Here is a 14,927-nt window from a genome sequence, read left to right on the forward strand (position 1 = left end):
GATTACGCTCCTTTTCCAGTAATGTTAACGGTTGGGTTAACCAAACCGTACAGCAAATCAACGATGGTATTAGTGACCACGAAGATTAAACCGACGAAAATAACATAAGCGGTAATCAACGGCGTATCGACGCGGTTAATCGCTTCAAGGAACAAAAAGCCAGTACCTGGCCATTGGAAGACCGTTTCAGTCAAAATGGTGTACGCCACCATGGTACCAATTTGAACACCACCAACCGTTAACACCGGTAACATGGTATTTTTTAGTGCATGTTGATAATAAATTTTATTAAGCGACAAACCTTTCGCTTTACAAAATTTCACATACTCCGAGCTTAATACTTCCAACATTTCAGATCGCACTAACCGGATAAATAATGGCAACATAATTGAAGCGAGTGAAATACAAGGCAGGGCTAAATGCGCTAAGCCATCAAGTGTAAATAAACCTGAATGCCAACCAGTACCAAGCACATTAACGGTTTCGCCTCGACCATAAGAAGGTAGCCAGCCAAGTTCAATTGAGAAAACATACATCAATAAAATCGCGGTTAAAAACACCGGAATTGAGATGCCAATACTACTGAAAGCCATAATCAATTTGGTAAAAAAGCTTTTGGGATTGATGGCCGAATATACCCCAAGCGGGATAGATAAAAAGACGATAATTAATGCGGCGCCAAACACCAACTCTAATGTCGCAACAAGCTTTTCAAGAATAATATCAACGGCGGGTTTCTTAAAGAAATAAGAGGTACCAAGATCGCCATGCAATGCATTTACGACAAAACGATGATACTTCACTACAAATGGGTCGTTTAATCCCATTTCTTCACGCATATGATCACGCTCGGCTTGAGAGACAGACTGCCCCACCAACTCACGTAACGGGTCACCTAGGTTATCCTGTATGGAAAACGCAACCAAACTGATCACAAACATCACTATCAGTGCCTGAAACAGGCGCTTGACCAGAAACGTAAACATTTCTTGCCCCTTAAAATTCGATATAAATACTGAACATTGCGCGTGTATATCAGCAATGTCAGCTAATCCAATTTGGCCGTATCACCTTTCAATTATCGAAAAGTATACGGCCAATGTTTATGCCTTTAACCTTTAAAGGCACTGTCGCAACAAAACACTCTGTTACTTTTATTTAACCACTAAGTCGCCAAAGTATGGGAAGTTCATACCGTTTACGATAGGAGCGATATCCACATTAGATTTCGCGCCCCATGCTAGGTTTTCCCAATGTAGAGGAACAAACGCAGCGTCATCGTATAAAATCTTCTCAACTTTTTGTAGCTCTTGCGCACGAACTTTTGGATCAGTTTCTACGTTCGCTTTTACGATCAAACTATCCACTTCTGGGTTTGAATAATGACCGCAGTTATACGCACCTTTACCGGTTTTTTCGTCACGAGTCATGGTTAAGAATTCAGTTAGGTTAGCTGAATCTTCAGTATCTGAGTGCCAACCTACCATCAACAAATCAGCTGAACATTTATCAAACTCAGGCCAGTATTGTGCTTTTGGCATTGTTTTAAGATCAACTTTGATGCCAATTTTAGACAGCATCGCCGCCGCCGCTTGAGCAATTTTCGCATCGTTCACGTAACGGTTATTCGGCGCAATCATGCTTAAGCTAAGGCCTTTCTCATAACCAGCTTCTTTCATTAACTCTTTTGCTTTGGCAAGATCATAACGAGGTTTCAGATCAGGATTGTAACCTGCGTAACCTTCTGGACTTTGTTGACCAGCAGCCGTCGCAAAACCTTTCATAATACGCTTAGCAATGCCTTCATTGTTAATGGCATACACGATCGCTTCACGAACTCGCTTATCTTTTAATGCTGGGTTGCTGTCTTGGTTCATTTGGAAGGTAATAATACGAGTACCAGGTAAAGTAACTAACGTCGTACCCTTGTTTTCTTTCACACGTTCTTGATCATTGGGTGCAACCGGAGCAATCATATCAACACCACCAGAAAGAAGCGCCGCAACACGAGTGGCATTTTCTTTAATTGGTTTCAGCGTTAAATGCTCAACATTACCTTTTGATGATTTATCCCAGTAATCTTTAAAGCGTTCAAACTCAACTTTTACGCCTTGCTCACGAGAAGTAACTATAAACGGTCCAGTACCAGAAACATGGGTTGAAGCAAATGAATTACCGTGTTTAACGATGTCGCCTTTATCTTTACCGTTTTCATCTTTACCCGTGTAGAACTTACTGTCCATTGGGAAAATATAGGTCGCCGTTTGTAATACTAGTGGGAAACCTTTTTCAGTTTTAACATCAATGGTGTAATCATCAACTTTAACGATATCAGTAAACGGTGTGAAAATACCTTTGAAATCTGTTGAGTTTTGTAAGCGGTGGAAAGTCCATACAACGTCATCCGCCGTCATGGTATTACCAGAATGGAACTTCACGCCTTTACGTAAATGGAAACGCATAGTTTCATCATCGATACGCTCCCACTTCTCAGCTAAACGTGGTTCAAATTCAAATTTTTGGGTATAACGAACCAGTGGATCGAACACCATGTGAGAAAGTTGAAGTGTACCGCCAGATAGTTGCTCTTGTGGATCAAGTGATACCGGATCGGCATCATAGGCAACGGTAATATCAGCAGCAAGTGCATTAAAGCTTAGGCCAGCAGCCATCAACGCGATAGCTAGTTTGGTCTTCATGATTTTCATTGCATAACTCCTTCATGCGGGATTAATGTCCCTATCTATTGTTATATTGCTTATTCATTAACTTAACGATGAATAAGCAGTTGTATTTGCATCTGTGACTCTGTGTATTTCTTTTAAATTAGATAATCATTACGCTATTTTTGCTTCTTCTCTAAGGCCGGTAAATTCAGGCATTAAAGAAATGAGCTGTTTACTATAAGCATGTTGTGGATTGGTAAATAATTGTTCCGTCGGAGACACTTCCAGTAACTCTCCCATTTTCATCACACCAATGCGATCGCACATCTGACGAATAACCGGCAGATCGTGACTGATAAACAGCATAGTAAGATTTAATTCATCTTGTAGATCTTTTAATAGATTCAAGATCTGTGCCTGAACCGACACATCGAGCGCTGAAGTAGGTTCATCACAAATTAATAGCCGTGGACGAGTCGCTAATGCACGAGCAATAGAGATACGCTGACGCTGTCCACCCGAGAATTCATGTGGATACTTAACGCCAGCCATTCGCCCTAAACCAACGTGATCTAAAAGGTCATGTACGATCTGGCGGGTTTCGGCTTCATTGCGAGTTAATTTATGAAAGCGAATCGGTTCGGCAATAATATCAAACACCTTCATACGAGGATTCATTGACGTATAAGGGTTTTGAAATACCATTTGCATCTGGCGTCTAAACGGACGGCGTTCACGCTCAGATTTAATCGCGGTTAAATCAATGCCTTCAAAAGTGACTTTGCCTTCATTTGGTGCGTACAATCCTGCAATAACACGCGCAATGGTCGATTTACCTGAACCAGACTCACCGACTAAACCAAAGGTTTCACCTTCATTAACTTGAAAGCTTACATTGTTTGATGCTTGCACATATTCACGACGAGACTCAAAAAAAGAATCCTTGGTAGTAAAGCGAAGGCTGACATTCTCTACGTTCAATAGTGGACCAGTATAATCACGCTGATCTTGACTTTGACCAAGCCAATGATTTTTCACATCCAATGGCTCAAGCTCATGCGCTTCTTCGATATAACTAACCAACGGGAAGCGATCGAATTTTTTATCTGAACGTGGTACAGCAGAAATTAAGCTGTGAGTATATGGATGTTCTGGCGTACCTAAAACTTTCGCCGTTTCACCAAACTCAACTAAGTCACCGCGATACATAACGGCAATTTTGTCAGTCACATTCGAAACCACACCCATATCGTGAGTAACTAACATGCAACCGACATTATTTTTAATACATAATTCACGAATAAGCGTCAGGATTTGATCTTGAATCGAGACATCGAGCGCCGTCGTTGGTTCGTCAGCAATAATTAAATCCGGTTCACCAGCCAAAGCAATGGCGATAACGACACGCTGACGCATGCCACCAGAAAACTGATGAGGATATTGCTTAAGGCGATTTTCAGGCTGAGGAATTCCCACCTGATTCATTAAAGACAATGCGCGGGTATAAGCTTCTTTATCTGAAACCTTCATATTGGCATGAATAGTCTCAGTAAGTTGATGCTCAACCGTAAAAAGGGGGTTTAGCGAAGTCATCGGATCTTGAAAAATAAAACCAATTTTAGATCCGCGAACTTTCTTCATTTGCTCAGGTGTTAAACCAGAGATTCTCTCACCATCAAGAAATACTTCACCACCAGCGATCACGCCTGGAGGGCTCAATAAATCAATAACAGCATTACCTACGGTGGATTTCCCTGCGCCAGATTCACCGACAACGCCGACGATTTCGCCGCGCTCAATACTAAATGACAATGATTTAACCGCCGCGTGTACACCATGTCGCGACGGATATTCAATCCGAAGATCTTTGACTTCTAAAAGTGGCATTACCAGACCTCTACTGCTGTGACAGCTTTCTGCCCTGTCTGTAAAAAACGATTCCATTCGATGCAATTCACCCATTCAATATGAGTTGCTGCAACTTCTTGCGCTTCAATTTGGCAAACAATTAATGAAAAAGCAATAAACACAGCATAAAAGTTGGCTTTGGAACACTAAATAGGCACATTTGATTAACATTCATCCAACAACCAGATTCCTAAGCCAAGTTTACGACCAGATAATAGAATCTTTATTGCGAACAACTTTTCACATTAATCACAAATAACAAAGAGCCTAAAGAGTAGTATAAATAAGATTAAAAAAGACCCACTGTTTATACTAGCAAAAAGCCCCATCCGAAGATGAGGCTTTCTAATGTGGTCGGTGAAGAGCTGACTTTCAAATACTGGGAACCCCCGACCCTCTGGTCCACTCTTTATTTCAAAATCGGATGCGCTACCAAACTGCGCTATTCACCGAGATTGAAATACAAAAAAAGCCCCATCCGAAGATGAGGCTTTCTAATGTGGTCGGTGAAGAGCTGACTTTCAAATACTTGGGAACCCCCGACCCTCTGGTCCGCTCTTTATTTAAAAATCGGATGCGCTACCAAACTTCGCCATTTACCGAGATTGAAATAAAAAAAGCCCCATCCGAAGATGAGGCTTTCTAATATGGTCGGTGAAGAGCTGGCTTGCAAATACTTGGGAACCCCCGCCCCCTCTGGTCCGCTCTTTATTTCAAAATCGGATGCGCTACCAAATTACGCCATTTACCGAAATTAAAATGCAAAAAAGCCCCATCCGAAGATGAGGCTTTTTAATGTGGTCGGTGAAGAGCTGACTTTCAAATACTGGGAACCCCCGACCCTCTGGTCCGCTCTTTATTTCAAAATCGGATGCGCTACCAAACTGCGCTATTCACCGAGATTGAAATACAAAAAAGCCCCATCCGAAGATGAGGCTTTTTAATGTGGTCGGTGAAGAGGGATTCGAACCCCCGACCCTCTGGTCCCAAACCAGATGCGCTACCAAACTGCGCTATTCACCGAGATTTTTATTTCGCTTTGATAAAATCAAAACAGGAGACTTAACGTTACCTTAATAAATGGGGTGGCTAACGGGGCTTGAACCCGCGACAACCGGAATCACAATCCGGGACTCTACCAACTGAGCTATAGCCACCACTAAATTTTTAAAGCCTCACATTTCTGTAAGGCTTTTAAAAATGGTCGGTGAAGAGGGATTCGAACCCCCGACCCTCTGGTCCCAAACCAGATGCGCTACCAAACTGCGCTATTCACCGAGTAATTTCTTTTGCTTCCAAGTTTCAGACTTAGAGTCTCCCCTCTGGTCCGCTATTCCCAAAAGCCGGAGATGCACTATAAAACTGCGCTATTCACCGAGATTTTTCATTTCACTTCTTGATAGTTAGATCTGGGAGGAACTAACTGAAGTATTTCGCCCCGATAAAAATCAGAACAGGGAACTCAAAGTTACCTTAATATGGGGTGGCTAACGGGGCTTGAACCCGCGACAACCGGAATCACAATCCGGGACTCTACCAACTGAGCTATAGCCACCAATGTTGTCACCGATCTTCACTTTCTAAAGCATTCCAGAAATGGTACGCCCGAAAGGATTCGAACCTTCGACCTTTGCCTCCGGAGGGCAACGCTCTATCCAGCTGAGCTACGGGCGCATGCCCTATCGGCGGAGTGGAATAATACGGATATCACACTTGCCAGTCTAGTGTTTTTTCAACTTTTTTTACTGTTTGATGCGTTTTTCTACAATTAAAGCCTATCTCTTTCCATTTATGATGTGACCAAAGCCATATCGCGACAATCTTATGGTTTCTAGCCTAAATTGAAAAGGGTACAATTACCTTATATTTACATTTTTATAACGATTATTTTCTCGAACCTTGATGCCTACTGTCATTGATACTGTTAGTGAAAGAATTCGTGTACTCAGCAAAATATAACCTAAATAAAATAATAACATAGTGAGTTTATCAATATGATTCGCCCAATTTTAATGCTCCTTACCGCCACATTAACTTTCTCAGCTTTTGCTGCTGAGTTTAGCCAAAGTGAGCGTGATGCGATTACTGAACGAATTAAACCTGTCGGCGATGTCTATTTAGCTGGTAGTGAACCCGTCAACGCGGAACCTTCTGGCCCACGAGATGGTGCAACAGTCTACGGCACATATTGCGTCGCTTGCCACGGAACTGGCGTGAGCGGCGCACCGAAAAAAGGTGATGCCACCGATTGGCAACCACATTTAGCTAAAGGTATGGACGTATTAAAAGATCATGCAATTAACGGTTTTAATGCGATGCCACCAAAAGGTACTTGTATGGACTGTACTGATGATGAATTAGTCGCCGCCATTAAACATATGACGGAAGGGTTATAATTGACTTAAACGTTGCCGCCATAAATACCCATAGCGGCAACATTTTTATTTTCCAATTAACCAATATTAAATAATGGTTATTACTATTTTTTAAACATAGCCTTTAAATTAGCGATATGAGTCTGCCCTTTTTCCATTCTTTCTTCTGCTGTTTGTGTTTTTTTCTGAGCTTCCCATTCAACATCATCGAAGGGCAATTCATCAAGAAATCGACTTTGGGTGGGCTTTAGTAATTCACCATATTGACGACGCTCACGACACATAGTAAACGTTAGTTCTTTTTGTGCTCGCGTGATACCCACGTACATCAAACGTCGCTCTTCTTCCACGTTATCTTCATCAATACTGGTTTGATGAGGTAGAATTCCCTCTTCTGCGCCCATTAAGAATACATATGGAAACTCTAAACCTTTCGATGCATGTAAAGTCATTAATTGCACTTGGTCTGCATCATCTTCGCCTTCTCCACGCTCCATCATGTCACGCAGCGTCAGACGCTGTACCACTTCTTTTAAGGTTTTAACTTCTTGGTCATAATTATCACCTTCTAAATCCGCAGTGATCCAAGAATACAAATCCGAAACATTCTTCATTCTCATTTCAGCAGCTTTTGGGCTGGCAGAAGTTTCATATAGCCAATCTTCGTAATGAATATCTCGCACTAATGAGCGCACGGCTTCAACGGTATTGCCACGCTCCGCATTATCAGAAATTTGCACAACCCAATCGGTAAAGCGACGCAATAACTCTAATCCTCGCCCTGAAAGATGCTGTTCTAGGCCAATTTCAAAGCTCGCTTCAAATAAGCTTTTGCCGCGCATATTAGCGTAGCTACCTAACTTTTCGAGCGTCACCGGCCCAATCTCTCGCTTTGGTGTATTAACAATACGTAAGAAAGCATTATCATCATCCGGATTCACCAATATACGTAAATACGCCATGATGTCTTTAATTTCAGCCCGTGCAAAAAATGAAGTGCCACCAGATATTTTATAAGGCACACGGTTTTGCATTAATGACTTTTCAATTAAACGTGATTGGTGATTACCTCGATATAAAATGGCGTAATCTTTGTAATGCGTTCGATTCAAAAATTTGTGAGCAATGATCTCACCTGTCACTCTTTCTGCCTCGTGCTCTTCATTTTTCGCCATCAATAATTTGAGCTTTTCACCGTCTGGAATTTCTGAAAATAACGTTTTTTCAAACACATGTGGATTATTCGCAATCAAAATATTGGCGCAACGCAAAATACGGCTGGTTGAACGATAGTTTTGCTCCAGCATAATGACTTTTAACTGAGGGAAATCCTGATTTAATAGCACCAAGTTTTGCGGCTTTGCTCCCCGCCATGAGTAGATAGATTGATCATCATCTCCAACGACAGTTAAGCGAGCACGCTCTCCAACAAGCAAGCGAACCAAGTCATATTGGCTGGTGTTGGTATCTTGATATTCATCCACTAATAAATAACGAATTTTTGCTCGCCAACGATCTCTCACATCCTGATTAGTTTTGAGTAGCAATACAGGCATGGCAATTAAGTCATCGAAATCTAATGCGTTATAGGCTTTCATTTGCTTTTGATACATATCAAAACAATATGCAAATAAGTGATCTTGCTCAGACTGCGCCCGACCCATGACCTGCTCTGGAGTCAACATGTCATTTTTCCAATTAGAAATACTACTCATTAACTGACGCAGCAAGTCTTTATCGCCATCAATCTGTTCTTCTGTCAGATCTTTTAGTAAAGCAAGTTGGTCTTGATCATCAAATAATGAAAATCCGGCCTTTAACCCTAACGCTTTATATTCACGACGAATAATATTGAGGCCCAGTGTATGAAAGGTGGAGATCATCAATCCGCGAGACTCTTGTTTACCTAACGTCTGCGCTACTCGTTCTTTCATTTCCCGAGCCGCTTTATTAGTAAAGGTCACAGCAGCAATATGTCGAGATTGGTATCCACACTGCTGAACTAAGTAAGCGATTTTATTCGTGATCACGCGCGTTTTACCAGAGCCAGCCCCAGCAAGAACTAGGCATGGGCCAGCAACAAATTTAACGGCTTCGTTTTGCCTTGGATTTAACTTCATGCTTTCTCATATTTTTATGAATCAGATTACACACCAAATGTAACTAAATAATAATAAGTGTGAATATTAATGGCGAATTATTAAGTTCACCATATAATGAATGAACGTTCATTCATTAGTGTTGAATTATGGTCGAGCAACACAACATACAAAATACAGACAAACGACAACTTATCTTAGATACCGCGGAGCAGTTAATCGCTCATAACGGATTTCATGGGTTGTCTATGCATAAGCTCGCCAAAGAAGCGGGTGTTGCAGCTGGAACGATTTACCGCTATTTCGAAGATAAAAATGATTTAGTCGAGGCCGTTCGTCTTCATGTCTTACAACGAGTTGCCAGCATGGTTCAGCAAGGCGTTGAAGATAATATGACGATAAAGGATCGATTTATTCTTATTTGGAAAAATGTCGCTCATATTACCTCAACTAAAACTGAAATTGATATGATTTTAAATCGAATCCAATATGAAGCACTACCAACGGCAAGTCGATGTAAAACAGAACAAGAGAGGCTACTATTCTACAAGATTGAAAACTTATTTAACGAAGGTAAAGCTCAAGGCATATTTAAGCCTCTCGATAACCATATTTTGGCCAGTTTAAGCTTAGATGTAAGTTTGGCATTAGCCAGAAAACATGTACTCGGCTGCTATACCATCACCGAATCCGCACTAGACTCTGCTATTTATGCGAGCTGGGATGCGGTTATTCAGCATTAATTTGCTGCTCTATCTCTATTTCGAAACTTGGAGTTCTAATTAAAATGAAAAAGTGGACTTTCTTCATGTTGTTACTTGCCTTGCTACTTTTCGGTAGCGTAATTGGTTTTAACATGTTTAAACAACAAAAAATTGCTGAGTATATGGCTAACATGCCAGAGCCTGAGTTTCCTGTCACTGTTCAAAAAGTAGAATCCTCCGACTGGGTTCCAACTATTGATGCCATTGGTTTCATTGAACCTTTGCAAGGCGTAACTCTTACGTCGCAAGAAAGTGGTATGGTCAATAAAATTTCGTTTGAATCTGGGAATGAAATCAAGGAAGGGCAAATGCTCATTCAACTTGATTCAAAAGTAGAAAAAGCAAACCTGAAAGTGCTCAAGCTCGCCTACCAGCGGCTCGTGCAAAATCAGAACGTTATGCCAACTTATATAAGAAAAACTCTATTTCTCAAGAAGCATACGATGATGCTAAGGCCAGCTATCTTTCTTTGTCTGCCGATATCGAAAGCTTAAATGCTACGATTGAACGCCGTACAGTCACAGCCCCTTTTGCCGGTATTGTAGGTCTACGTAATGTGTATTTAGGTCAATTTATGCAAGTTGGTGATGATGTTACTCGCTTGGAAGATATCAGTGTTATGCGTTTACGCTTTACTGTACCGCAAACCGATATTAGTTTGATCCATCTAAATCAGACCATCAACATTAATGTTGATTCTTATCCTAATACTCCTTTTACCGGTAAAGTCAGTGCAATAGAGCCAGCGGTAAATGCCCAAAGTGGTTTGATTCAAGTACAAGCAGAAATTCCAAACAATGATAATAAGTTACGCTCAGGAATGTTTGCTCGCGCTAGTATTGTTTTGCCAACATTGAAAGATCAAGTTTCGATTCCTCAAACCGCAATTACTTATACTTTATATGGTAATAGTGTTTATGTTCTGACTGAAAAAGATGATGAAAAACGCGTAGAACAACGAGTGGTAAAAGTCGGAGAGCGCCAAGCAGATATCGTCCATATTCTAGATGGTATAAAAGCAGGAGAAACTGTGATTACCTCAGGACAAGTTCGCCTAAGTAATCATTCCAAAGTGAAAGTGGTTGAAAGCGATGCAACAACCCCTCCCGCTAAAACCCCAATGCTGTAACCGGAGGCATAATGCGTTTTACTGATATTTTTATTAAGCGTCCGGTTCTTGCGGTATCACTCAGCTTTTTGATTGCATTGCTTGGTATGCAAGCTATTTTCAAAATGCAGGTGCGTGAATACCCAGAAATGACGAATACAGTGGTCACAGTCACCACCAGTTATTACGGTGCAAGTGCAGATTTGATCCAAGGCTTTATTACCCAACCTTTGGAACAAGCGATTGCACAAGCCGATAATATTGATTATATGACTTCATCTTCAGTCATGGGGTCTTCTACTATCACGGTAACGATGAAGCTCAACACCGATCCTAATGGTGCGCTCTCTGATATTCTGGCTCAAACTAACTCAGTGCGGTCTCAACTTCCAAAAGAATCTGAAGATCCAACACTCAGCATGTCTACTGGTAGTACGACATCCGTGCTGTACATTGGTTTTACTAGTAAAGAATTAGCATCAAGCCAGATCACGGATTACTTAGAACGAGTGGTCAACCCTCAGCTATTTACCGTTAATGGTGTGTCAAAAGTCAACCTGTATGGCGGAATGAAATATGCCATGCGTATTTGGCTCGATCCTGCAAAAATGGGAGCATTTGATTTAACCGCAACCGATATCATGACAGTTTTGAATGCCAACAACTATCAATCAGCTGCTGGTCAAGCAACGGGAGAATTTGTCTTATATAACGGCAGTGCTAATACTCAAGTTTCGAATGTGGATGAACTAGAGAAGTTAGTTGTACGTTCTAATGATGGCCAAGTTATCCGACTCGGTGACATCGCAAAAGTCACACTAGCAAAAAGTCATGATACTTATAGAGCCAGCGCGAATGGATCTGAGGCTGTAGTTGCGGCCATTGATGCCTCTCCAACAGCAAATCCAATTAACATTGCTCATGATGTTCTTGAGTTGCTACCTGAAATTAAGAAAAACTTACCAAGCAATATTAATGTACAGGTAATGTATGACTCAACGGTCGCCATCAATGAGTCGATTAACGAAGTAATCCATACAATTTTAGAAGCGGCTGTCATTGTATTAATCGTTATAACTTTATTCTTGGGCTCCTTCCGTGCTGTCTTAATTCCAATTGTCACTATTCCACTGTCATTAATTGGTGTGGCAATGGTAATGCAAGTTATGGGGTTCTCGTGGAACTTAATGACTCTGCTTGCCATGGTATTAGCCATCGGTCTTGTGGTTGATGATGCGATCGTGGTTCTTGAGAACGTCGATAGACATATCAAACTAGGAGAAACGCCTTTCCGAGCTGCTATCATTGGAACACGAGAAATAGCCGTTCCAGTTATTGCCATGACCGTTACTCTAGGCGCGGTATATGCTCCTATTGCCTTAATGGGTGGAATTACTGGTTCTCTATTCAAAGAGTTTGCTTTAACACTCGCGGGTGCCGTATTTGTTTCAGGAATCATCGCATTAACACTATCACCAATGATGTGTTCAAAAATGCTCGTGGAACATGCCAAACCAAGCAGATTTGAACAAATCGTTCATAGTGTTCTGGATCGTATGACTAACCGCTATGAGCGCATGCTTCATGCTGTTATGCAACGTCGCCCTGTTGTTATTGCTTTTGGTGTGATTGTTTTCATCAGCCTGCCAATTCTATTTAAGTTTATTCCAAGTGAACTAGCTCCACCTGAAGACAAAGGTGTGGTGGTATTAATGGGTACTGGTCAATCTAATGCGAACTTGGATTATCTGCAAAATACCATGAATGATGTGAACAAAATTCTAGTGGATCAACCAGAAGTTCAATATGCACAGGTATTCACGGGGGTTCCATCTTCCAACCAAGCTTTTGGTATTGCTTCAATGAAAACTTGGAGTCAACGTGAAGCGAGTCAAGCAGAGGTGACTAACCGTGTTGGGCAACTGGTAAAAGATATTCCTGGAATGGCGGTTACTGCTTTCCAAATGCCTGAATTACCAGGGGCTGGCGGTGGTTTGCCTATTCAGTTTGTTATCACGACACCTAATAGTTTTGAAAGTCTATTCCAAGTGGCGAGTGATATATTAACGGAAGCATCAAAAAACCCATTATTTGTTTACTCAAATCTTGATTTGAACTTTGATTCTGCCACCATGAAAATCAATATAGATAAAGATAAAGCAGGAGCTTATGGTGTTACCATGCAAGACATTGCGGTAACTCTTGGCACCATGATGTCAGATGGCTACGTTAACCGTATTGATTTAAATGGACGTTCTTATGAAGTGATCCCTCAAGTTGAACGTAAATATCGTTTAAACCCAGAATCAATGAATAGCTACTATGTTCGCTCAGCCAATGGACATGCTGTACCACTGGGAAGCTTAGTTGATATTGACGTTGTCGCTGAGCCAAGATCACTACCTCACTTTAATCAGCTTAATTCAGCAACTATCGGAGCTGTACCTTCACCAACAACCTCAATGGGTGAAGCTGTTGATTGGTTTGAAACTGTAGCTGCGGAAAAATTACCACTAGGCTATAGCCATGATTACTTAGGTGAAGCCCGTCAGTATGTCACCGAAGGAAATGCTTTATTCGCAACCTTTGGTCTAGCATTGGCGGTGATTTTCTTGGTTCTTGCTATTCAATTTGAATCAATTCGAGATCCATTGGTTATTCTTGTGTCTGTTCCTCTCGCTATTTGTGGCGCTTTAATCTCTTTATCATGGGGTGCTGCAACGATGAACATCTACTCACAGGTAGGTTTAATCACCTTGGTTGGTCTAATTACCAAGCATGGTATATTAATCTGTGAAGTCGCCAAAGAAGAGCAGTTGCACAACGGTAAATCAAGAACTCAAGCAGTTATGGAGTCGGCTAAAATTCGTTTACGTCCGATATTAATGACAACAGCGGCAATGATCGCTGGCTTGATCCCACTACTGTATGCAAGTGGCGCAGGTGCAGCACAACGCTTTAGCATTGGTATTGTTATTGTATCAGGCCTAGCCATCGGGACATTGTTCACCTTATTCGTATTACCTGTAATTTACAGTTATTTAGCAAGCGAACATAAACCACTTCCAGAGTTTGATGAAAGCATCCCAGCTATCGAAGAACCAAAATAACAAATGAAGTGATAAATAAAAAACTTAATATGAAAGGCTGCCTCTGGTAGCCTTTTTCATTTAATCTTAACGACATTTAAGATGATTTTGCATAGAATAGGCACACTTAATTAGGAGTTAACCCAATATGTTTGATGCAAAAAAATTAGAGCAAATTGCGAAACAGATACATGAGTCTATGCCAGCCCCAGTCAAAGATCTTGGCTCTGATGTAAATAAGAAAGTACAACAAGTTATACAAGGTCAGCTCAATAAGCTAGATGTAGTATCACGTGAAGAGTTTGACGTACAAACTCAAGTATTATTGCGCACTCGCCAAAAGCTCAATGAGTTAGAAAAAAAATTAACTGATATTGAAAACAAAATAAATAAGCAAGAATAGTATAATTTCAGTACTCTCTGATTAATATCAAATAATCATTATCGAATTGAAGCTTTTCAAAGCTATAACATAGTATTCTGACTAGCTTCAAAATTCCCTCACGCCAATTCGAATATTGAAATATTCGTGTAATCCTTTCATGATTCTTTAAAGGCTATTATAGGAAGCTCTAAAAACTAATAAACCAACATAAAAACGTACCGATGAATTTGCTTACTTTCTCTACATTCAAAGAAAGACTGATAACAAGCCTCTCAATGCTAGCCTCACCAGTGTGAATCAATAAATTAAAGCCTATTTTATATTTATATTTATATTTAATAAAGTATCCCACTCAGAAAATAGTTTGATAAAAATATCAGTCTTATCCTCACTAGATATAAGGTGCACTAATCAAATCTAGGCTTACTAAATGTCAACACCAGTTGAAATCTGATCCACTTTTTTAAAAATTCACCGTTTTAATATTGATCCACTTATTTGCTCAGCTATTGCTAATTTCTAATATTCCAGCT

At 40.7% G+C, this 14,927-nt stretch carries 8 protein-coding genes, 5 tRNA genes and 1 pseudogene; 5 read left to right on the forward strand and 9 right to left on the reverse strand.

Annotated elements, in window-relative coordinates:
* Window positions 1-2: 2 nt before the first annotated feature.
* The 8 genes from HC725_RS15505 to HC725_RS15540 form a co-directional block, all read right to left on the reverse strand.
* Window positions 3-986: an ABC transporter permease gene (locus tag HC725_RS15505; RefSeq protein ID WP_190332774.1), complete on the reverse strand. Its 984-nt coding sequence runs from the start codon at window positions 984-986 to the stop codon at window positions 3-5.
* A gap of 168 nt (window positions 987-1,154) precedes the next feature.
* The gene (locus HC725_RS15510; RefSeq protein ID WP_190332775.1) at window positions 1,155-2,708 is read right to left on the reverse strand and encodes an ABC transporter substrate-binding protein; all 1,554 of its coding nucleotides are present in this window, start codon (window positions 2,706-2,708) and stop codon (window positions 1,155-1,157) included.
* Window positions 2,709-2,837: 129 nt separating this feature from the next.
* Window positions 2,838-4,553, reverse strand: a complete 1,716-nt coding sequence (locus HC725_RS15515; protein ID WP_190332776.1) for a dipeptide ABC transporter ATP-binding protein — start codon at window positions 4,551-4,553, stop codon at window positions 2,838-2,840.
* 967 nt (window positions 4,554-5,520) lie between these two features.
* Window positions 5,521-5,597: transfer RNA gene (locus HC725_RS15520), tRNA-Pro, on the reverse strand.
* Between the two features lie 58 nt (window positions 5,598-5,655).
* Window positions 5,656-5,731, reverse strand: a tRNA-His gene (locus tag HC725_RS15525).
* Between the two features lie 44 nt (window positions 5,732-5,775).
* Window positions 5,776-5,852 (reverse strand) — tRNA-Pro (locus HC725_RS15530).
* Window positions 5,853-6,053: 201 nt separating this feature from the next.
* A tRNA-His gene (locus HC725_RS15535) sits at window positions 6,054-6,129 on the reverse strand.
* A 42-nt stretch (window positions 6,130-6,171) separates the two neighbouring features.
* Window positions 6,172-6,248, reverse strand: a tRNA-Arg gene (locus HC725_RS15540).
* Window positions 6,249-6,562: 314 nt separating this feature from the next.
* On the opposite strand from HC725_RS15540, the gene HC725_RS15545 reads away from it, so the two are divergent.
* Complete coding sequence (locus HC725_RS15545; RefSeq protein ID WP_190332781.1) at window positions 6,563-6,970, forward strand: c-type cytochrome; 408 nt, start codon at window positions 6,563-6,565, stop codon at window positions 6,968-6,970.
* Window positions 6,971-7,053: 83 nt separating this feature from the next.
* On the opposite strand, the gene rep is transcribed toward HC725_RS15545, so the two are convergent.
* On the reverse strand, window positions 7,054-9,069 hold the full coding sequence (gene rep / locus HC725_RS15550) for a DNA helicase Rep (protein WP_190332777.1): 2,016 nt from the start codon (window positions 9,067-9,069) through the stop codon (window positions 7,054-7,056).
* Window positions 9,070-9,197: 128 nt separating this feature from the next.
* On the opposite strand from rep, the gene HC725_RS15555 reads away from it, so the two are divergent.
* The 4 genes and pseudogenes from HC725_RS15555 (at window position 9,198) to ubiK (ending at window position 14,412) form a co-directional block, all read left to right on the forward strand.
* The gene (locus HC725_RS15555) at window positions 9,198-9,791 is read left to right on the forward strand and encodes a TetR/AcrR family transcriptional regulator (protein WP_190332778.1); all 594 of its coding nucleotides are present in this window, start codon (window positions 9,198-9,200) and stop codon (window positions 9,789-9,791) included.
* Window positions 9,792-9,835: 44 nt separating this feature from the next.
* Window positions 9,836-10,941: pseudogene (locus tag HC725_RS15560) on the forward strand (efflux RND transporter periplasmic adaptor subunit).
* An 11-nt stretch (window positions 10,942-10,952) separates the two neighbouring features.
* On the forward strand, window positions 10,953-14,030 hold the full coding sequence (locus HC725_RS15565) for a multidrug efflux RND transporter permease subunit (protein ID WP_190332779.1): 3,078 nt from the start codon (window positions 10,953-10,955) through the stop codon (window positions 14,028-14,030).
* A 127-nt stretch (window positions 14,031-14,157) separates the two neighbouring features.
* Entirely contained in the window at window positions 14,158-14,412 is a 255-nt protein-coding gene (ubiK, locus tag HC725_RS15570; protein WP_190332780.1) for a ubiquinone biosynthesis accessory factor UbiK, read from the forward strand.
* Window positions 14,413-14,927 lie beyond the last annotated feature (515 nt).

This window comes from Vibrio sp. S17_S38 (assembly GCF_014694375.1).
GTDB lineage: Bacteria > Pseudomonadota > Gammaproteobacteria > Enterobacterales > Vibrionaceae > Vibrio.